We start from the raw sequence: 20,679 nt of genomic DNA on the forward strand, positions 1-20,679 counted from the left end.
CATGACGACCTGTATTCAAAACGGTACGCTGGTCACGGGCGCGGAGACGCGCCCGGGTGACCTGCTGATCGAAAACGGCATTATTCAGAAGGTAGGCGTTGGCCTGTCGGGAGATCACAACATCGACGCGACCGGCTGCCTGGTATTCCCGGGCTTTATCGACGGACATACCCACATGGATATGCCGGTCTCGGGCACGGTGACTGCCGACGACTTTAAGACCGGCTCGGAAGCTGCGCTGGTAGGCGGTACCACCATGCTTATTGACTTTGCCACCCAGGACAAGGGCGGCACGCTCAAAGACGCGCTGCGCGTATGGCACGAGCGTGCCGACGGCAAGTGTGCTTGTGACTACGGCTTCCACATGGCAGTCACCGACTGGAATGAGCAGACCCGCCGCGAGCTGCACGAGATGGCAGACGCGGGCGTGACCTCGTTCAAGGCGTACTATGCTTATGACGCTCTGATGGTAGACGACCGTGAGATGTACGATCTGCTGTGCGAGATGCGCGAGATCGGCGGCATTCTGGGCGTACACTGTGAAAACGGCCCGGTGCTCGACCGCCTGCGCGAGAAGGCAGTCGCAGCCGGACACACCAGCCCGGCATGGCATCCGCGTACCCGTCCGTCCATCGTGGAGGGCGAAGCGGTGTCCCGTTTCCTGCGCATTGCCGATCTGGCAGGCGCACCGGCGTGGATTGTCCACCTGTCCACCGCCGACGGCCTGAGCGAGATTCGCGCGGCACGCGAGCGCGGCCAGCAGGTACTGGTCGAGAGCTGTCCGCAGTACTTCACCCTGACCGAAGAAGTGTACAACAAGCCCGATTTCGAGGGCGCAAAGTATGTCTGCTCGCCGCCGCTGCGTCCGCAGTCCGATCAGGATGCACTCTGGCAGGCACTGGAAAACGGCGAGATCGACATTCTGTCCACCGACCACTGTTCTTTCAACTTCAAGGGACAGAAGGAGATGGGACGAGACGACTTCACCAAGATTCCCAACGGTATGCCCGGCATCGAGCACCGTCCGACCGTCATGTACACCGCAGCAGTCGCGTCCGGACGCATTCCGGTCACCGCACTGTGCCAGATGCTGGCCGAGAATCCGGCCAAGATGTTCGGCGTGTGGTCGCGCAAGGGCAGTCTGGACGTGGGCAAGGATGCCGACATTGTCATCTATGACCCCAAGGCCGATTTTACCATCTCGGCGGAAAATCAGCATCATAACTGTGATTATACCCCGTTTGAGGGATTCCGCACGGCGGGCTCGGTGCGCGATGTATTTTTGAGCGGCGTACACGCAGTGCAGAACGGCAAACTGGTCGAGACCGGGCGCGGACGGTACATCCCGCGTGATAAAATGAGGTGAAAATCATGTATACGCTGACAATCAACGGCAAGATTTATCAGTCCGAACAGGACAAGCGCCTGATGGATGTGCTGAGAAACGAACTCGGACTCAAGTCGGTCAAGGACGGCTGCTCGGAGGGTGCCTGCGGTACCTGTACCGTGCTCATCGACGGCAAGCCCACCAAGTGCTGTGTACAGAAGCTGTCCCGCGTGGACGGTAAGACCGTGCAGACGGTCGAGGGTCTGACCGACGAGGAAAAGGAACTGTATGTCTACGCGTTCGGCCAGGCCGGTGCAGTACAGTGCGGCTTCTGTATCCCGGGTATGGTTATCTGTGCCAAGGCGCTGCTTGACCAGAATCTGAATCCCACCCGCGACGAGATCGCTTTTGCGCTGCGCAACAACTATTGCCGCTGCACGGGCTACAAGAAGATCATCGACGCGGTAGAACTCGCAGCAGAAATCAAGCGGGGTGGCGGTAAGATTCCCGAAGTTCCGCCCATCACCGGTATCGGTGGACAGCATATCCATCGCATCGACGTGCGTGAGAAGGTACTGGGCACCGGCCTGTACACCGACGACATGGAATTTCCGGGCATGCTGTACGCTTCGGCTGTCCGTGCTGAGTATCCGCGTGCCATCGTGCGCGGCATTGATACGAGCGAAGCTGAGAAGGTGCCCGGCATCGTGCGCATCGCGACCGCTGCCGACATTCCGGGCGAAAATAAGATCGGCCATATCAAGCACGACTGGGATACCCTGATTCCGATTCTGGGCTACACCCATTATCTGGGCGATGCCATCGCGCTGGTCTGCGGCGAGACGCTGGAAGCAGTCGAGCAGGCCAAGAAGCTGGTCAAGGTCGATTATGAGGTCAAGGAACCGGTCTTTGACCCGCATGAGGCCATGAAGGAGGACGCACCGCTTGTGCATCGCGGCGGCAACGTGCTGGCGCATGAGAAGCTCAAGAGAGGCGACCCGGACACGGCGATTGCAAATGCAAAGTACGTCGTGACCCGTCATTACGAGACCCCGTTTACCGAGCATGCGTTTATGGAGCCTGAGTGCGCGATTGCGGACTTTGACCGCAACGAGAACAAGGTGACCATCTGGTCGTCCGACCAGGGCGTATATACCACGCAGCACGAATGCGCACTGATGCTCGGACTGCCCGCAGAGCATGTACACGTCGTCAACGCACTGGTCGGCGGCGGCTTCGGCGGCAAGGAAGATATGTCGGTACAGCATCACGCAGCGCTCATGGCTTACCTGACCGGCCGTCCGGTTAAGGTCAAGCTGACCCGCGCAGAGTCGCTGCTCATCCATCCCAAGCGTCATCCGATGTCCATTGAGTGCACGACCGCGTGCGATGAGAATGGTATTCTGGTCGGCACCCGCGTCAAGGTTGTCTCGGACACCGGTGCATACGCATCGCTCGGCGGTCCGGTTCTGCAGCGTGCCTGCACCCATGCGGCTGGCCCGTATAACTACCAGAACATCGACATTGACGGCACGGCTGTCTATACCAATAACCCGCCCGCAGGCGCGTTCCGCGGCTTCGGTGTCACCCAGACCTGCTTTGCCACCGAGTGCAACCTCAATCTGCTGGCAGAGATGGTCGGCATTTCGCCCTGGGAGATTCGTTACCGCAACGCCATCCGTCCGGGACAGGTACTGCCCAACGGACAGATTGCCTTCGAGGGCACCGCACTGGCTGAAACGCTCGAAGCGGTCAAGGATGTCTTTGAGTCCCATCCGCGTGCCGGTATCGCCTGTGCAATGAAGAATGCCGGTGTCGGTGTCGGTCTGGCCGACTGGGGACGCTGCCGCCTGACCGTAGAAGATGGCAAGATTCACATTCGTTCCGGTGCATCGTGCATCGGTCAGGGTCTGGGCACTGTGCTGACCCAGATTGTCTGCGAGACTACCGGCGAGCCGGCTGAGAACACGGTTTACGTGGCAGCACAGACCAACACCGCACCCGATTCTGGCGTCACTTCGGGTTCCCGTCAGACGCTGGTTACCGGCGAGGCTTGCCGCCGTGCTTGCCAGCAGCTGGTTGAGGCACGCGGCAATGGTACGCTGGCCGATCTGGAAGGTCAGGAGTTCTATGGCGAGTATCTGGCAAAGACCGACCCGATGGGCGCTGACAAGCCCAACCCGGTTTCCCATGTCGCTTACGGCTATGCAACCCAGGTCGTACTGCTCAACGAGGATGGCACGCTGGAAAAGGTTGTCGCAGCGCATGACGTTGGCCGTGCGATCAACCCCAACGCCTGCGAAGGTCAGATCGAGGGCGGCGTTGTCATGAGTCTGGGCTATGCGCTCACCGAGCGCTTCCCGCTCAAGGATGGCAAGCCGACCTTGAAGCTCGGACAACTCGGTCTGTTCCGCGCCAACAAGACCCCGGACGTTGAGGCCATCCTGGTCGAGAAGAACAAGCCCGACCTGGCCTGCGGCGCTGTCGGTATCGGTGAGATCACCTCTATTCCGACCGCTCCCGCGGTACAGGGTGCATATTACAAGCTGGATGGCAAGTTCAGAACTTCGCTGCCGCTCGAGGATACCCCGTATACGCCCAAGTAAAGAAATCGCATAAAGAAAGACCGCTCCCAAGATAGGGAGCGGTCTTTTTGCATTGTTTTTTGGGGATAAAAGAAGTCCCGCTTGTACGAAGCGGGACTTTGAGAAATCGGTTTTATTTACTTCTTTGCTTCTTCCTTGGGAAGGATCAGGTTGAGCAGGATCGCAACGATGGTCGTAACGACAACCGGAGAGCTGCCGAATACGGTGGTAACCCAAGTCGGGAAACCGCCGAGCGAACCCTGTACCTGGGTGATGCCGACGCCGATGGCAACTGCCAGGCCGACAACAGCGCTCGAACGCATGGAGAAACCGTCCGAGGTAATCATGCGCACGCCGGTCATGGTGATGGTTGCGAAAACCGAGATGGTTGCACCACCGATGACGCACTGCGGAATGGTCGTGAGGATCGAGGAGATCTTGGGTACGAAACCTGCGACTGCCAGAACGATTGCGGCGAAGGCAAAGACTGCGCGGTTGATGACACGGTTTACCGTAACGATACCGACATTCTGGCTGTAGCTTGCGGTGGGCAGACCGCCGAAGATTGCGCCGACGATACTCATAACGCCCTGACCGATGATACCACCGGACAGCTCCTTGTCGGTGGGCATACGGTCCATACCACCCATGGTGGTCGAGCTCAGGTCACCGATGGTCTGAACTGCGTTGACGATGTAGACAATCGCGAGCGAGACGCATGCGCTGACTTCGAAGGTGATGCCGAAGTGCATGGGAGCGGGCAGGTTGAACCAGCCAGCAGCACCAACTTCAGCGAAGGATACCATGCCCATCGCGTAAGCGACGATGTAGCCGACGATCATACCGAAGAGGATGGCGCCGAGCTTGAGGACACCCTTGCAGAAGTGGCTCAGAACGGTAACAACGAGCAGGGTAAGGATGGCGACGAACCAGTTTTGGGGCGAACCGAAGCCTTCGGTGCCCGCACCGCCTGCCATATACTTGATTGCGGTGGGATAGAGCGACAGGCCGATGGTAAAGATAACGGTACCGGTGACGAGGGGCGGAAAGAGAACGCGGATCTGCTTGACGAAGATGCCGAACAGGATGGCGACGACACCGCCGACGATCTCAGCGCCCAGGATGGTGGGCAGGTCGAACTGTCCGCCGATGGCCAGAAGCGTGGGGACATAGGCGAAACTGATACCCATGATGACGGGCAGACGGGAACCGATGCGCCCGAAAATCGGGAACAGCTGGAGCAGGGTAGCGAGTGCGGTGACGAGCAGGGAAACCTGAATGAGCAGGGTGCGATCTGCTCCTTCGATGCCGCAGGTGTTGGCTACCAGGATGGACGGGGTGACGATGCCGACGACAGCCGCGACAACGTGCTGAAGTCCAAGCGGAACGAGCTGATTGGCGGCGGGAATTCCCTCGTACTGGAAGATCGCCGTCGCGTCGTGCGGGGTATGTTTGTTCATAATGGACGCCTCACAATCTTTGGTTTTGACAAAAAAATATTTTTTGCACCGATTTCATTAACATTACTATACAGGAATGCAGGGAAACTTTCAAGTAAAACAAAGCTTGTGACGGCCAAATCGCAAGGCCAAAATTTATGTAAAATGCGAATAGACGAAGGAAACGTTTGAATTCACAGTCAAAAACAACGGAAACAAATCGCTAAAATGGGAGTAAAATGCAGGAAACCATGAAAGAAAATGCAGGACGGAAAAAAGAGGCTGTGTTTTCTTGTGGAACGGGCGGGCTTGTGGTACAATGAAAGCTAGACAACCAGCGGGTGTGCGCGTCCGCTGTGAGGAGGAACGAAAAGCATGATATGGCCATTTGGTAATTCGGAAGAGAGAAAACAGAAAAAACGTGCAAAACAAGCGCGTGCGTTCTATGAGGACGCACTCGATCAGCTCGAAGCGCAGCAGTACGACAAGGCGCTCGATCTGTTAGAACAGGCCAAGGAGTTTGGTCACAGCGAGGCTGAGACCAAGATCGCAGAAGTCCGTGCGATGTTTGAGAAGGTGGAGGAGCAGCCGGCTGAACCGGTCCAGTCCACCCTCAAGATCCCGGAGGAAGAGGCAAACGCACTCTATGAAAAAGGTATCGCAGCACGCGACCGCGGCGATTACAGCACCGCTCTGCAGGCGCTGGGCGATGCCGCAAAGGGCGGCATGCCGGCAGCTATCTTTGAGTTCGGCCAGCTGTTCTTCGCCGGTAAGGGCGTAGAGCGCTCGCTCCAGCGCAGCTTTGACTGCGCCATGGCAGCAGCTAAGCTGGGTTATCCGCGTGCGATGCTGTTTATCGGTACGCTGTACGTCAAGGGCCTGGGCTTTGAGCCCAATGGCGAGAAGGCAGTCGAGTGGCTGGGCAAGGCGGCCGATCTGGGCGACGCTTCGGCACAGTTCAACCTTGCACTGCTGTACAGCAAGGGCGATCTGGTAGACCGCAACTTTGATAAGGCCATTCCGCTGGCTAAGGCTGCCGCGGCACAGGGTCACGAAAAGGCACAGCAGTTGCTGGACAACCTGCAGGAGAGCGAGCGCGACGAGTGGATGCGCCAGGGCGTTGAAGCTTATAAGAAGGGCGACTTCCAGAATGCAGCTTTCCTGTTCCGCCAGTCGGCAGGTGCAGGTTCGGCACCGGCAGCGTTCAATCTGGGTCTGTGCTACGAAAATGGTGAGGGCGTGCGTCAGGACTACACCAAGGCGCTGCGCTGGTACACCAAGGCGGCAGAGCTCGGACATGTCCGCGCGCAGTGCTCGGCAGGCGTTCTGTGCGAGAACGGCGGCGAGGGCGAGTTTGAACCCCGTCCCGAGGAAGCATTCTCCTGGTATCTCAAGTCGGCAGAGCAGGGCAACGCCCGTGCACAGCTCCTGCTGGCATCGGCTTACCGCCGTGGCTTCGGCTGTGAGCAGGACCCGGTCGCAGCCGTACACTGGTACACCCGTGCGGCTGAGCAGGATTACGCGCAGGCACAGTATGATCTGGGTCTGTGGTATCTGGAGCGCGCTCGCGATCTGAACCCGGAAATGCAGTCCGAAATGCTCGGCCGTGCGCGCAACTGGCTGGAAAAGGCATCGGCGCAGGGCTTTGAGAAGGCAAAGAAGATGCTGCCCGATATCATCCGTCTGCAGGGCGGCGGTGGTGACCGCTTTGTCGAGGCTGTCGAGGCTGCCAAGGCAGGCGACCACCAGAAGGCAATGGAACTGTACGAACAGTGCGCCGAGGAGGGCATCGCGGAGGCAACCGCAGCACTCGGCCAGTACTATGAAAAGGGCGAGGGCGACGTTGCAGCCGATCCCAAGAAGGCACTCGAGTATTATGCCAAGGCAGCTGAGCAGGGCAGCCCGCGCGGTATGCTGTTTTTGGGTATGGCCAACGAGACCGGCATGTGCACCGAGAAGAATATGCCCAAGGCCATCGAATATTATCGCCGTGCGGCCGAGGCTGGCAACGCACGTGCTATGATCCTGCTGGGCGTTGCTTACGAAGAGGGTAAGACGCTCGAAAAGGACATGAAGACCGCAATGGAGTGGTACCAGAAGGCATACGATCAGGGCGACGACAACGGCGCTATGTATCTTGGCATGGCATATCGCGACGCCAAGGACGAAGGTCTGTGTGATCTGGACAAGGCGGACAGCCTGCTGCGTCCGCTGGCTGAGAACGGCAACGCAAACGCAATGCGCGAGATGGCACTGCTCGAGTGGAAGCGCACCCTCGGTGTGCGTGAGCCTGAGAAGGTACTCGTGCTCATGGAAGATGCGTGTGAGTGGGCCAAGAAGTCCAAGGAAGCGGGCGACAAGCGCGCTGAGGGACTGCTCAAGACCCTTGAGACCCGCCGCGACACCGTGCGCGGTGCAACCCCGGCAGGTCTGCTGTACACCGGTCTGCGCCTGATTGAGGGCAAGGACATTCAGCAGGACGAGAAGACCGGCCTGCGTATGCTGGAAGTCGCAGCAAATGCGGGCAGCGGCCCGGCAGCCGGTGTACTCGGTCTGTGCTACGCCAAGGGTGACCACGTAGAGGCCGACAATGACAAGGCACGTCACTGGTTCGAGCGCGGCGCGGAGCTGAAAAACCCGGAATCCATGATGAATCTGGCATTTATGTACCTGAACGGTGTCGGCATCGAGGCTGACCCCGAGAAGGCGGCTCACCTGTACGAGCAGGCTGCTGAGGCAGGCTTTGCACCGGCAGGCTTCCACCTGTCTCAGATGTACCGCGAGGGCAAGGGTGTACCCAAGGACAGCGCAAAGGAGTTCGAGTGGGCACTCAAGGCGGCAGAGGCTGGACACGTCCCGGCGCAGTATCACGTCGGTGCACTGTACTGGAACGGTGACGGCGTAGGCCGTAACCTGGTCGAGGCCAAGGCTTGGATGAGCAAGGCGGCAGAAGCCGGATTTGCACAGGCCAAGGACATGATGGCACGTCTGGAAAAGTTCGAGCACGAGCTGATGGAGCGCCAGAAGGCTGCACAGGCTGCGGCGCAGGCGCAGCAGGCTGAAAATGCCGACGGCGAGCAGAAATAACCCTGTTAAAAGTTATGAGGAGAGTTGTCCCGAACGGGCAGCTCTCCTCTTTTTTGTCTCTGGATGGACTGCGCGTTATCCCATGAGGCAAATAACGGTTGCTTTTCATTTGACCGGATGATAAAATGAAGAAAACGAGCATGAGAGGAGCGCGTATTGCACGATGAAGACCATCCGAACCGAGGACGCAGTCGGCCATGTGCTGTGCCACGATCTGACCCAGATCATTCCGGGAGAATATAAGGACGCACGATTCCGCAAGGGACATATTGTAACCGAGGAGGACATTCCGGTTCTGCTCTCGATGGGCAAGGAAAACCTGTTCGTCTGGGAGAAAACACCGGGCATGCTGCACGAAAATGAGGCTGCCGAGCGACTGGCCGACCTGTGCGGCACCGAGCACTTTGTGCGCAGCGCAGTCAAGGAAGGCAAGGTCGAGCTGACCGCCGACTGTGACGGCCTGCTCAAGGTGGATACCGCACGTCTCAAGGCGGTCAATGGTGCCGGTGAGGTCATGATTGCCTCGCGTCACGGCAATACGCCGGTCAAAAAGGGTGACAAGATTTTGGGTACCCGCGTCATTCCGCTGGTGATTGCCGAAGAAAAGCTCAAAAAGGCCGAGCAGGCCGCAGGCGACCAGCCGCTGTTCCGCTTGATGCCCTACCGTCTGCGTCGTGCTGCCATTGCGGTCACCGGCAACGAGGTGGAAAAGGGACTGATCGAGGACAAGTTCTCGCCGGTCGTACAGAACAAGCTGGCAGAGTACGGCATGGAGACCGTCGGCGTGCGCCGCGTGGGAGATGACCCGGCACGTCTGACTGAGGCTATTCTGGACTTCATTGAACAGGGTGCTGAACTGGTCGTGTGCACGGGCGGCATGAGCGTTGACCCGGACGACAAGACCCCGCTGGGCATTAAGAACACCGGTGCGGACATCGTGAGCTACGGCGCACCCGTTCTGCCGGGTGCCATGTTCCTGCTGTCCTACTATGGAGAAAACCGTGTGCCGGTCTGCGGCCTGCCCGGCTGCGTCATGTACGCAAAACGCACCATTTTTGATCTGGTTCTGCCCCGACTGGCAGCCTGTGACCCGGTGACCGCTGACGATCTGGCCGCACTGGGCGAGGGCGGCCTGTGCCTGAACTGCCCGGTGTGCACCTACCCGAACTGCGGTTTTGGCAAGTAACAAGAGAGAGGAGGCGGCGCGATGATCGACCGCTTGGGACGAAACATCACCTATGTCCGCGTGTCGGTGACCGACCGCTGCAATCTGCGGTGCCGGTACTGCATGCCCGAGACGGGCGTACCGTTTTTGCCGCATGAGGAAATTTTACGCTTTGAAGAGATCACCGAGGTCGTGCGTGCGCTGGCACAGCTCGGACTGCGGCAGGTCAAGCTGACCGGCGGCGAACCGCTGTGCCGTCACGATTTGCCCACGCTCGCCCGTATGCTGGGCGAGATTCCGGGCATTGAAGAGGTCACCCTGACCACAAACGGCCTGCTGCTGCCGGGTCAGGCGCAGGCACTTGCCGATGCAGGCATCAGTCGGGTCAATCTCAGTCTGGACACGCTGCGCCCCGACCGATACGCCGAGATCACCCGGTGCGGCAAGCTGAAAGACGCACTTTCCGGCCTGCAGGCTGCACAGAAAGCCGGCATGCGGGTCAAACTAAATGTGGTGCCTGTGCGCGGGTTCAACGACGACGAGATCGTCGATCTGGTGCGGTTCGGCCGCGAACACGACTGCCCGGTGCGCTTTATCGAGCTCATGCCGGTCGGACTGGGTGCCAGCCGTCAGGGCTTGTCCAACGCCGAGGTGCTGGACATCATCCAAAAGGCCATGCCGGGATTTACACCCTTCCGAGGCGGCAAGCTGGGCAACGGCCCTGCCGTGTGCTATGGCTGGCAGGACGGCGGTGTGTTCGGCCTGATCGGTGCGGTGCACGACCGTTTTTGCGCTTCGTGCAACCGTGTCCGCCTGACAGCCGACGGCATGCTGCGCCTGTGTCTGGCACAGCCCGACGGGCTGGATCTCAAGCCCTACCTGCGGGACGGCAAAGAGGGCATGCAAGCGGCGATCGAGCGGGCGATTTATGGCAAGCCGACCGGTCACCACTTTAGCGAACACGATACCGCCGACCGCACGATGAATGGAATTGGAGGATAATATGGGAAAGGTCATTGCCGTCTGTACCAGTCCGGCACGCGGCACACAGAAAGAAAATGTTCACAAGGCGACTTTGCGCGTCGATTACGGCGTGGAGGGTGACGCACATGCAGGCAACTGGCACCGTCAGGTGAGCCTGCTCTCTTACGATAAAGTACAGGCATTTAACGCACGCGGTGCGGCGGTCAAGGACGGCGCATTCGGTGAAAATCTGCTGGTCGACGGCTTTGATTTTGCACGTCTGCCGGTTGGCACCCGTCTGGGCTGCGGTGAGGTACTGCTCGAGATCACCCAGATCGGCAAGCAGTGTCACCACGGCTGCGAGATTTTCCAGCGCATGGGCGACTGCATCATGCCCCGTGAAGGCGTGTTTGCGCGTGTGCTGCACGGCGGCGAGATTGCCGAGGGCGACGAAATGCACCTGGTGTACAAGGTTGGTATCATCACGGCGAGCGATAAAGGCTCGATGGGCGAGCGCGAGGACCTGAGCGGCCCTGCCATCGCAGAGCGTCTGCCGAACGATTATCAGGTCGTGTGCACTGAGATCGTCCCGGATGACCGCGCACAGCTGGCCGAGGCCATGCGCCGCATGTGCGATGAACAGGGCTGCAATCTGGTGCTCACGACCGGCGGCACGGGCTTTGCACCGCGTGACGTGACCCCGGAGGCCACGCAAGATGTGATCGACCGTGCAGTCCCGGGCATTGCCGAGGCCATCCGCGCGTATAGTATGCAGTTTACGAGTCGTGCCATGCTCAGCCGGGGAACCAGCGGCATCCGAGGACGCACGCTGATTGTCAACCTGCCCGGCAGCCCCAAGGCGGTGCGCGAGAGCATGGACGCGTTTATCGATGTGATTGGGCACGGCCTGCGGCTGCTGCTGAATACCGACGGCGAGTGCGCCCGCACCTGATCGGAAAGGAGACCCAACAATGGCACATCAGATTACAGCCGACGCGACGCTGCGTATCCTGTCGGACGGCGTGAAGGCCTTCGGTCCGGGCATTGCCCAGCTTTTGGAGGGCATTGAGAAGTACGGCTCGCTGCGCCGCAGCGCGGCAGAGATGGGCATGAGCTATAACAAGGCGTGGAATATTGTCAAGGGCAGCGAGGCCTGCCTGGGATGCACGCTCATCGAGCGCCGCATCGGCGGTGCACGCGGCGGCGGTGCGGTGCTGACGAACGAGGGACGTGACCTGCTGACACGCTACCGCGCGTTTGAAAAGGCAGGCAAGCAAGCGCTGCTAGACCTTGCGGCACGATATTTTGAAGGGGTGTGAGTCTGTGGAGCAGATTCAATTTTGCAGAGGCGGCGGCTGTACGGCAAAGCTCGGGCCTGCGGCACTGGCGAGAGTGCTGGAAAAATTGCCGCGGCCGACCGATCCCAACCTGCTGATCGGTACCGAGTCGAGCGACGACGCGGCGGTCTATCGCCTGACCGATGACCTCGCCATCGTGCAGACGCTGGACTTTTTCCCACCGATGGTGGAAGACCCGTATATTTTCGGTCAGGTTGCCGCGGCCAACGCACTCAGCGACGTGTACGCCATGGGCGGCACCGTGCGCACTGCGCTCAATATCGTATGTTTCCCCGAGCAGATGGATCTCAACATTTTGGGACGCATCTTGCAGGGCGGCAGCGAGAAGGTCATCGAGGCAGGCGGCTCGCTCGCGGGCGGTCACTCGATTGCCGACAGCGAGGTCAAGTACGGTCTGTCGGTGACCGGTACCATCCACCCTGACCGCATCCGCGCCAACAATACCGGACACGTCGGGGATGCACTCGTCCTGACCAAGCCGCTCGGCGTGGGTCTGACCTGCACGGCGGCACGCATGGGCGCGGCCTCGGACGAGGCACTCGCGCTGGCGGTCAAGTCCATGACCACGCTCAATAAGTACGCGTCCGAGATTGCCGACCGTTACCCGGTGCACGCCTGCACCGACGTGACCGGCTTCGGCCTGCTCGGTCATCTGCACGAGATGACCCGTCCTGACCTGACCGCACGTCTGCACATGGCAGGCATTCCGGTCATTCCCGAGGCGCGAGACTACGCCGACGGTTTCTATCTGACCGCTGCTGCCCAGCGCAACCGCAACTTTGCCGAGGGCAGGGTCAAACTGCGCGGCCTGTCCTTCGCAGACGAGGAGATTTTGTTCGATCCCCAGACCTCGGGCGGTCTGCTGTTCGCGCTAGATGCCGACAAAGCCGACGATTTCGTCGCGGAAATCGCTTCCATCGGCCTGCCCTGCGGCAAAATTGGTCAGTTTATCCCGCGTATGGACGCGGAAATCATCGTAGAAGGGTAAAACCTGAATGTGATTCGATATCAAATAAAAAGGAGTTCATCAGTATGGCAACGATTGTAGACGCACGCGGCAAGGCTTGTCCGCAGCCGGTCATTGACACCAAAAACGCGATCAAGGAACAGGGTACGCCGGTCATCACCATGGTCGACAACGATATCGCCCGTCAGAACGTCGAGAAAATGGCACGTCAGATGGGCCTCAATGCCGAGTCGAGCGAGATCGACGGCGGATGGCGCATTCTCATTCAGCCGGTCAGCAGTGATGTGCTGTCGGCAGTCATGAACGATGCCGGTGAGGCACTGGCGAATATCCTGCCTGACCTTGACCCGGTTCCGTGCTGCACGCCTGCTCCGGCAGGCCCGACCGTCGTTGTTCTGTCCTCGTCCTGCATGGGCACCGGTGACGATACGCTGGGCGCTGCACTGATGAAGGGCTTTGTCTACGCGCTGACCCAGCTGGACGAGGCACCCGCAACCGTCCTGCTCTACAACGGCGGTGCAAAACTGTCGTGCGAGGGTGCGGACACCGTGGAAGACCTCAAGGTGCTCGCACAGAACGGCACCGAGATTCTGACCTGCGGCACCTGCCTCAACCATTACGGTTTGGCAGACAAGCTGGCGGTCGGCTCGGTGACCAATATGTACGTGATCGCGGAAACCATGGCAAACGCAGGGAAGGTGATTCGTCCGTGACAAATTGTGTCATTGTACGCGGCGCGGGCGACCTCGCGACCGGTACCATTGTGCGACTGGTGAACAGCGGCTTTCGTGTACTGCTCACCGAGTGCGCACAGCCGTCGGCCATCCGTCGCCGTGCTGCCCTGTCCGAAGCAGTCTATGATGGCGTGACGACGGTTGAAGGCGTGACCTGCCGCAAGATCGATTCGCTTGACCAGATGGAGCGTGTCTGGCAGAACGGGGAAGTGCCGCTCATCGTGGACGAGACCGGCGAGAGCATCCGCAAATTAAATCCGACCGTCGTGGTCGATGCCATTCTGGCAAAGCGCAATCTGGGTACGACGCGGGATATGGCCTGCATCACGGTCGCACTCGGCCCCGGTTTTACGGCGGGTGAGGATGTGGACTCGGTCATCGAGACCATGCGCGGTCACAGTCTGGGACGCATCCTGTACACGGGCGCTGCTATCCCGAATACCGGTGTTCCTGGACTCATCGGCGGCTATGCCAAGGAGCGCGTCATTCACGCACCGGCGGACGGTGCGCTTACGCTGGTGACCGATGCACAGGGTCAGACCGTGGACATCGGCAGCGTGGTGCACAAGAGTGAAGTCATCGCCATGGTCGGCGAGACCCCGGTCTATGCGACGCTGGACGGTGTGCTGCGCGGTCTGATTCGACCGGGTTACGCGGTCACGAAGGGACTTAAGATTGCCGATATCGACCCGCGCATGGAACAGAAGGACAACTGCGATACCATTTCGGACAAGGCACGCAACATTGCGGGCGGTGTGCTCGAAGCCATCCTGCACCTGTCCATGCAGAAGGGAGTTCGCTGCCTTGATCTATTTTGATTCTGCCGCAACCTCATTTTTGAAGCCGCCTGCGGTCAAGCAGGCGGTCAGTGAAGCCTTTGACACACTGGGTTCTCCCGGACGCGGCGGTCATCCGCTGTCGCTTGCGGCCGGCCGGTCGGTGTTCCATTGCCGCACCCAGCTGGCTGAACTGTTTGGTTTGGATGACCCCGCGCGGGTGTGTTTTGCTTATAATGCAACCGATGCGCTGAGCACGGCCATCTTTGGCCTGTTTGCACCGGGTGACCACGTCATCACGACCGCGCTTGAGCACAATTCGGTGCTCCGTCCGCTCTTCTTGCTGCAAGATCAGGGACTGGAATTGACCATTTTACCCGCAGATGAGCAGGGACGCATCTGCTACGACGATTTTGCGTCCGCGCTGCGCGAGAATACCCGTGCCGTGGTGTGTACCCATGCCTCTAACGTCACGGGCAACGGATTGGACCTCGCACGCATCGGTGCATTTTGTCAGCAGAACGGTCTACTGTTTGTCGTGGACGCGTCGCAGTCAGCCGGTGTGCTGCCCATCAACATGAAAGAGCAGAACATTTCGGTTCTGTGTTTTACCGGTCACAAGGGACTGTTCGGCCCACAGGGTACGGGCGGACTGTGCGTGGCCGAGGGCGTGGAGATCCGTCCGCTCAAGGTCGGCGGCAGCGGCATTCACAGCTTTGACCGCCATCACCCAGCCGATTATCCCGAACGGCTGGAAGCCGGTACGATGAACGCGACCGGCATTGCCGGTCTGTCTGCCGGTCTGGATTTTATCGCGCAGACCGGTCTGGATGCCATCCGGGAACGGGAAGAAGCCCTCGCAAGACGCTTTTATCTGGGCATTCGTGACCTGCCCGGTGTGATCGTCTACGGCGATATGGACGCACCGCTGCGCACGGCGGTCGTTGCGATGAACCTCGCAGGCGAGGACGCAGGCGCAGTGGCCGACGCGCTGACCGAGGATTACGGCATCTGCACCCGCGCGGGTGCGCATTGTGCACCGCTCATGCATTATGCGCTGGGCACGGTAGAACAGGGCATTGTGCGCTTTTCGTTCTCGTACTTTAACACCGAGGATGAGATCGATACTGCCATCGGTGCCATTCGTGCGCTGATCGGTGCGTGAAGGAGGTCAAGCATGCTCAGAAAAAAATCACCGCGTGTGGTGGTGACCTTCCACACAACGACAGCAGCCATGAAAACCGAGCAAGCAGCCCGTGAGCACGATGTTTCCGGGCGTTTGATTCCGGTGCCGCGCGAGATCACAGCCGGGTGCGGTCTTGCGTGGAGTGCACCGACTGAAGCAGAGGAGGCGCTGCGTGCGCTGTTGTCGGACATTGGCGTCACTGCACAGAATTTTCACCATCTAACCATCTGAGAGGGATGTTTTATGCAGGAAAATAGCTATCAGCAGCTGGCACAGGCCATTTTGGATGGCCATACGGTGTGCCGCATGACCGTTCTGGACGGCGACGACATGGGAAAGAGCCGGAATGTGGTAGACGGGGTGCCGTTTGTGGACGCCGCAGAGGACATTTCCGCATGCAAGCCGCCATTTATCTGTACTGACCGCAAAACCGGTGCGCGTGTGCTCTGCGAAACGCTGTGTCAACAGAAAACACTGCTCGTGTGCGGCGGCGGTCATGTGTCTATGCCCGTGGTCAAGCTGGGCAAAATGCTGGGCTATCGGGTGCTGGTGGCCGACGATCGCCCGGAGTTTGCTGAACCATCTCGTTTTCCCGAGGCGGACGAAGTCGTCTGCCGGGATTTCACCGACCTGCTTGTCCATCTGGATTGGGAGAGCCTGCCCGATCTGTCGGTTGTCATCGTAACGCGCGGCCATGCTGCCGATACGGTATGCCTGCGTGAGGTGCTGAGGCACACCTGCACCTATGTCGGCATGATTGGCAGCAAGCGCAAAAACAAAGCGGTCTTTGACCTGCTCAGAAGCGAGGGTGTGACCGAAGAACAGCTCTCGCAGGTGCACGCACCCATCGGCCTGTCGATTGGCGCTGAGACACCGGAGGAAATCGCGGTAGCCATCGTGGGTGAACTCATCCAGACCCGGCGCGGCAGCGCCAATGCCGGACTGTCTGAGGCCATGCTGACCGCGCTGGCAGAGGGTCAGACAGGTATTATGGCAACTGTCGTGCGCAAGCAGGGTTCGGCACCGCGCGGTATGGGTGCACGCATGTTCTTCATGGACAACGGGCATAAACTGGGCACGGTCGGCGGTGGACTCGCGGAATATGAGGTCTGCCAGAAGGCGGAGACGCTCAAACAGGAGCGCAAGCCCTGTTTGCTGACTTTCAATATGTCCAATGGTGAGGCCGGAAAATCAGGGATGATCTGCGGCGGTATGATCGATGTGCTGTTCGAGGTGGTCGGATGATCGCCGCAGTCGTGCTGGCTGCCGGATTGTCCCGGAGAATGGGACAGGACAAACTCTTGCTGCCCTTGAACGGTCGGCCGGTTTTCACTTATCCGGTCGATCTCATTGCAGATTTGCCCTTCGATCAGCGCGTTTTGGTTACCAATACCCCGGAAATCAAGGACTATGCCCAAAAGCACGGTTTCGAGGTTGTCCCGTCACCCGATGCCGCGCTCGGTATGGGGCATTCGGTCGCAGCCGGTGCACAGGCTGTGGATGAACGGATGACAGCAGCTATGTTCTTGAACGCCGACCAACCGTTCTTGACCGTCGAGCTTGTCCACACCCTGTGCAAAACATGCCTGGATACGGACAAAATCACGGTTCCCAAGATTCAAGATCGACCGTCCAGCCCGTGTGTCTTTCCAAAACGATTTTTACTGGAGCTGATGACGCTGACTGGTGATCAGGGCGGAAAACGGGTGTATCGACAGTACGCCGAGCAAACAGTTTTCGTAGATTGGACGGAAGAAAGAACGCTTGTCGACCTCGATGACCCGGAAACCTATCAAAGGTATCGTTAAACCACCGCACCCCTGATTGAAGCTTTCGCTCAAGCCTTTCTCGAAAGGCTTGCGGGTTCTCAGGGCAGAGCCCTGAGTCGCTGTCCGCAGACAGCGAAATCCCCTTTTGAAACCCGGTGTACGACCCGGGTTTCAACCTGAAAAGAAACAAAAAGCGCACTCCACAGAGTGCGCAATTTCTGGAAAGACCAACGATTCGGTTGGTCTTTCTTTTTTGGTTTTTATAGGATGCCTTCCAGCGACAAGACCCTAGCCAAATCGCTATCCTCCCGCAAACTGCATGTTTTGCATGTTAACTCCTCGGCTTCCAATTCCCGTACCATAGCCGCAATCTCTTCCACTTTTTCCGTCACTGTGTCAGCCTGATTGAGCAGCACGGTCAAATGCGCATGCGGCAGCCCACACGCATTGACCGCATCGCGTACACAGTCTGCAATCACCGCACTATCTACCAAACGTCCCGGATTCTGCGCCCAATCTTCCCGTAACTGATACCGGTGTATGACCTCGCAGGTCGGCTTGCCCCACGCCGACAAACCTGCTACGATAAAGCAGTGCGCTGTCTCCGGCAGAATCACCGGTTCGGTGTCCGCATGCAGCTTGAGCGGCAGACACTTGGCACCGTCGGCCTCGTAGAAAATCCAGTCCGCACTTTGACTTGCAGCTTGCAAAATCTCTTCTGACAACCCCGTCAGTTTCCCATTTTTGGACGGAACGCCGGCGCAGACGGCACCCGGCTGCGCAAGCGCCTGCGTGATTTCCTCAGCGGTCGGCGCGATACACAACCGGTCGCACACTGGCGGGGAAAAGGGGAAAATATGGGTGGTCGTGGTCAACAGAACCCGTGCTGTGCGGTGCAGATCAGCCAGTTTGGATAGGGTGGTGGTCTTACCGCCTGCGCCGATGACGGCGATACGCTTTGCGGAATCCATAGGGATGGCCTCCTTTGAATGGTTGACAAATATAGGACAAACTTCGTATACTGGAACTATGCGAAGGGAGGGGATGCAGATGCCCAGCGCTTCCAAAACCGGAAAAACAACCCGATCAAAGACCGGAACGACTGCGAAAAAGCGGGTATCCAAAGCCCAAAAGAAGCAAATCATGCAGCGCAGACGCATGATACTGGCCGGTGCGGCGGCAGCACTGGTCTTGCTGTGGTTTGCGCGCATGGCATGGTACCCCATCACAGGCGGTCAGCTGCGCGACTTTGGATGGCAGGGGGATACCTCGTTCGGGGAGGTCTGGCAGCTTAATCATCTGCTGCGCAAGTACAAGATCACATCCCGCCCAAGCCTCACGATGTTCTTTGCAACGGCGGCGAGCGAGAGCGGGAAAGGGCGTCTGACGCTGGAAGAGGGCGGTGAGGACTATTACGCTGCCCATGGATGCAGTACAAACGATCGCGGCGCAGGCTATTTGCAGCTCACCCACCGCAGCGAGCAGCTGGCCTTCTTGCAGGCGATGGGGGACGATTTTGACGGTGCGGATACCGCATCTTACATCGCTGAACGTTATCCGTGGGAATCGGCCTGCTGGGAGTGGAGCGTGGGCAAGACGGCACCCGACCCCAACCCCAATACATACGCCAAGAAGCGTGGCAATACAGTCGAAGTCTTTCTGGCGACGCAGTATGCGATCAACGGCTGGACGATCTCAGACGATGCACTGGGTAAAATCGTCCAGGGTGCAGAGTACACGGTCAGCGCGGACGGAACATCCATCACAGTCGGGGACGAGACCGCACCCGCACCAAAAAACTGGCCCGATCGCCTGGCCTGTTACCAGCAAGCGCTGGAGATCTGGGGTTAAGAATCACAAATAAGGGAGACAAACATTCATGCAATCAAAATCCAAACAGACGGCATTTCTGACGCAGCCGGTCGTGGTCGGACTGCTGGCCATGCTGTGCTGTATGCTGTGGGGAAGCGCGTTCCCGTGCGTCAAGATCGGCTATCGCCTCTTTGGCATCGCGGGAGACCACACGCCCAGCCTGCTGCTGTTCGCCGGACTGCGCTTTACACTGGCCGGACTGCTCGCGCTGTGCATCGGCAGCATCGGTGCACGTCGCTGGCTCATACCAAAACCTACATCTTGGTCGATGATCTTAAAACTCGGCCTCGTGCAGACGGTTACGCAGTACATCTTCTTTTACATCGGTGTCGCGCACGCATCAGGCGTCAAGTCGTCGATCATCGTCTCGGCGAACGTCTTTTTCTCCATCCTGATTTCGGCCATCGTCCTGCGTCAGGAGCGCATGACCGCCGCCAAGCTGCTCGGCTGTGTTGCGGGCTTTGCCGGTGTCGTGCTCATCAATACACGCGGCGGAGCACTGGACTTTTCCATGCAGTGGAACGGTGAGGGCTTCGTCCTGATCTCCTCGCTGGCCTACGCGATCTCGTCGGTCATGGTCAAGCAGTACGCAAAACGGGAATCTCCAGTCACGCTGAGCGGCTATCAGTTCGTGTGGGGCGGTCTGGTGCTGATTGCCGTCGGTCTCATCGGCGGTGGACGCATCTATCCGACCTCACCCGCAGCTTTTCTGCTGCTCGGCTATCTCGGCATGCTGTCTGCGGTGGCATACTCGTTGTGGGCGGTGCTGCTCCAGCACAACCCGGTCAGCCGGGTATCGATCTACGGCTTTATGAACCCGGTCTGCGGCGTGTTCCTGTCCGCCTTGCTGCTCGGTGAACAGGGCGTATTCGGCCCCGCCGCCGGAATCGCACTCGTTCTGGTCTGCGTCGGTATCTTCCTGGTCAACCGAAGCGTCTCACAAACCGAATCCTAACAGAAAGACCGCCTTTTAGAGCAAAGGCGGTCTTGTTTTTATGTTTCAGGGAGCATCCAGCCGTCGTCCTCATCCCAGTCGAGCGCAGTGTCGCCCTGCGAGACGGTCCAATCTGCATCCTCCAGAATGCGGCGGATATCGGTCAGACAGCACATCCAGTAGTCGCGTGACTCGGCATCCTCTGCGGGCAGGCAGACCGTGCCGGAGAAGATGACTTCGGAAGCGTTGGGGTCGCTGGGGTTCACCGTGAATGCGTCAGCCGCTTCGCGGTACTCGAAATCGGACTGGTACCGTGCGATCACAATATCGATGGCCGCGGCCTCGTCTGCGGACAGGGGCTCATCGCGCAGGGCACGGTAGGACAGTACTATGGACATGGGTTTTGGTGACTCCTTTCATAGATCAAAGAAAAAATAGGGCCGACGTGCCAAAATCAGCGGCACGACGGGAGCGGAACGATATCCGCATATCAACTCATATTATACAGAGCCTGTGG

At 59.1% G+C, this 20,679-nt stretch carries 19 protein-coding genes; 16 read left to right on the forward strand and 3 right to left on the reverse strand.

The genetic code is table 11. The annotated features are described in order from the left end of the window. Position 1: 1 nt before the first annotated feature. Together hydA and xdh are read left to right on the forward strand one after the other, a co-directional pair. Positions 2-1,366: a dihydropyrimidinase gene (gene hydA / locus B5D52_RS01425; RefSeq protein WP_016147730.1), complete on the forward strand. Its 1,365-nt coding sequence runs from the start codon at positions 2-4 to the stop codon at positions 1,364-1,366. 5 nt (positions 1,367-1,371) lie between these two features. Beyond that, positions 1,372-3,933 (forward strand): selenium-dependent xanthine dehydrogenase, encoded by a 2,562-nt coding sequence (gene xdh / locus B5D52_RS01430; protein ID WP_016147729.1) that lies wholly within the window; start codon positions 1,372-1,374, stop codon positions 3,931-3,933. A gap of 116 nt (positions 3,934-4,049) precedes the next feature. On the opposite strand, the gene B5D52_RS01435 is transcribed toward xdh, so the two are convergent. Next, positions 4,050-5,372, reverse strand: coding sequence for a uracil-xanthine permease family protein (locus B5D52_RS01435; protein WP_016147728.1), 1,323 nt, complete (start codon positions 5,370-5,372; stop codon positions 4,050-4,052). Between the two features lie 354 nt (positions 5,373-5,726). Between B5D52_RS01435 and B5D52_RS01440 the strand changes: the two genes are divergently transcribed. The 12 genes from B5D52_RS01440 to B5D52_RS01495 all read left to right on the forward strand — a co-directional run bounded on the left by B5D52_RS01440 (position 5,727) and on the right by B5D52_RS01495 (position 17,395). After that, complete coding sequence (locus B5D52_RS01440) at positions 5,727-8,438, forward strand: SEL1-like repeat protein (protein ID WP_016147727.1); 2,712 nt, start codon at positions 5,727-5,729, stop codon at positions 8,436-8,438. Positions 8,439-8,601: 163 nt separating this feature from the next. Next, positions 8,602-9,624: a molybdopterin-binding protein gene (locus tag B5D52_RS01445; RefSeq protein WP_016147726.1), complete on the forward strand. Its 1,023-nt coding sequence runs from the start codon at positions 8,602-8,604 to the stop codon at positions 9,622-9,624. A 21-nt stretch (positions 9,625-9,645) separates the two neighbouring features. Then, positions 9,646-10,605, forward strand: coding sequence for a GTP 3',8-cyclase MoaA (moaA, locus tag B5D52_RS01450; RefSeq protein WP_016147725.1), 960 nt, complete (start codon positions 9,646-9,648; stop codon positions 10,603-10,605). Between the two features lies 1 nt (position 10,606). After that, entirely contained in the window at positions 10,607-11,518 is a 912-nt protein-coding gene (locus tag B5D52_RS01455; protein ID WP_016147724.1) for an MOSC domain-containing protein, read from the forward strand. Positions 11,519-11,537: 19 nt separating this feature from the next. After that, positions 11,538-11,885 (forward strand): winged helix-turn-helix domain-containing protein, encoded by a 348-nt coding sequence (locus B5D52_RS01460; protein ID WP_016147723.1) that lies wholly within the window; start codon positions 11,538-11,540, stop codon positions 11,883-11,885. Between the two features lie 4 nt (positions 11,886-11,889). Continuing rightward, the gene (gene selD / locus B5D52_RS01465; protein WP_016147722.1) at positions 11,890-12,912 is read left to right on the forward strand and encodes a selenide, water dikinase SelD; all 1,023 of its coding nucleotides are present in this window, start codon (positions 11,890-11,892) and stop codon (positions 12,910-12,912) included. Between the two features lie 44 nt (positions 12,913-12,956). Next, on the forward strand, positions 12,957-13,604 hold the full coding sequence (yedF, locus tag B5D52_RS01470) for a sulfurtransferase-like selenium metabolism protein YedF (protein WP_016147721.1): 648 nt from the start codon (positions 12,957-12,959) through the stop codon (positions 13,602-13,604). Further along, positions 13,601-14,443 (forward strand): selenium-dependent molybdenum cofactor biosynthesis protein YqeB, encoded by an 843-nt coding sequence (gene yqeB / locus B5D52_RS01475; protein WP_016147720.1) that lies wholly within the window; start codon positions 13,601-13,603, stop codon positions 14,441-14,443. The genes yedF and yqeB overlap by 4 nt, the downstream gene beginning before the upstream one ends. Further along, entirely contained in the window at positions 14,430-15,566 is a 1,137-nt protein-coding gene (locus B5D52_RS01480) for an aminotransferase class V-fold PLP-dependent enzyme (protein WP_016147719.1), read from the forward strand. The genes yqeB and B5D52_RS01480 overlap by 14 nt, the downstream gene beginning before the upstream one ends. A 12-nt stretch (positions 15,567-15,578) precedes the next feature. Beyond that, entirely contained in the window at positions 15,579-15,818 is a 240-nt protein-coding gene (locus B5D52_RS01485) for a putative Se/S carrier protein (protein ID WP_016147718.1), read from the forward strand. A gap of 12 nt (positions 15,819-15,830) precedes the next feature. Then, positions 15,831-16,832, forward strand: a complete 1,002-nt coding sequence (locus B5D52_RS01490) for an XdhC family protein (protein WP_016147717.1) — start codon at positions 15,831-15,833, stop codon at positions 16,830-16,832. Further along, on the forward strand, positions 16,829-17,395 hold the full coding sequence (locus B5D52_RS01495; protein ID WP_016147716.1) for a nucleotidyltransferase family protein: 567 nt from the start codon (positions 16,829-16,831) through the stop codon (positions 17,393-17,395). Before B5D52_RS01490 ends, B5D52_RS01495 begins: the two co-directional genes overlap by 4 nt. Before the next feature lie 221 nt (positions 17,396-17,616). Here the strand turns inward: B5D52_RS01495 and yqeC are convergent, their stop codons facing one another. After that, positions 17,617-18,327: a selenium cofactor biosynthesis protein YqeC gene (gene yqeC, locus B5D52_RS01500; RefSeq protein WP_016147715.1), complete on the reverse strand. Its 711-nt coding sequence runs from the start codon at positions 18,325-18,327 to the stop codon at positions 17,617-17,619. 172 nt (positions 18,328-18,499) lie between these two features. On the opposite strand from yqeC, the gene B5D52_RS01505 reads away from it, so the two are divergent. Both B5D52_RS01505 and B5D52_RS01510 read left to right on the forward strand, forming a co-directional pair. Then, positions 18,500-19,207, forward strand: a complete 708-nt coding sequence (locus B5D52_RS01505; protein ID WP_078689091.1) for a hypothetical protein — start codon at positions 18,500-18,502, stop codon at positions 19,205-19,207. Between the two features lie 28 nt (positions 19,208-19,235). Next, a complete protein-coding gene (locus tag B5D52_RS01510) occupies positions 19,236-20,183 on the forward strand; it encodes a DMT family transporter (RefSeq protein ID WP_016147713.1) in 948 nt (315 codons plus the stop codon). Positions 20,184-20,221: 38 nt separating this feature from the next. On the opposite strand, the gene B5D52_RS01515 is transcribed toward B5D52_RS01510, so the two are convergent. After that, complete coding sequence (locus B5D52_RS01515) at positions 20,222-20,560, reverse strand: hypothetical protein (RefSeq protein ID WP_016147712.1); 339 nt, start codon at positions 20,558-20,560, stop codon at positions 20,222-20,224. Positions 20,561-20,679: the final 119 nt, after the last annotated feature.

This window comes from Butyricicoccus pullicaecorum DSM 23266 (assembly GCF_900167005.1).
Taxonomy (GTDB): domain Bacteria; phylum Bacillota; class Clostridia; order Oscillospirales; family Butyricicoccaceae; genus Butyricicoccus; species Butyricicoccus pullicaecorum.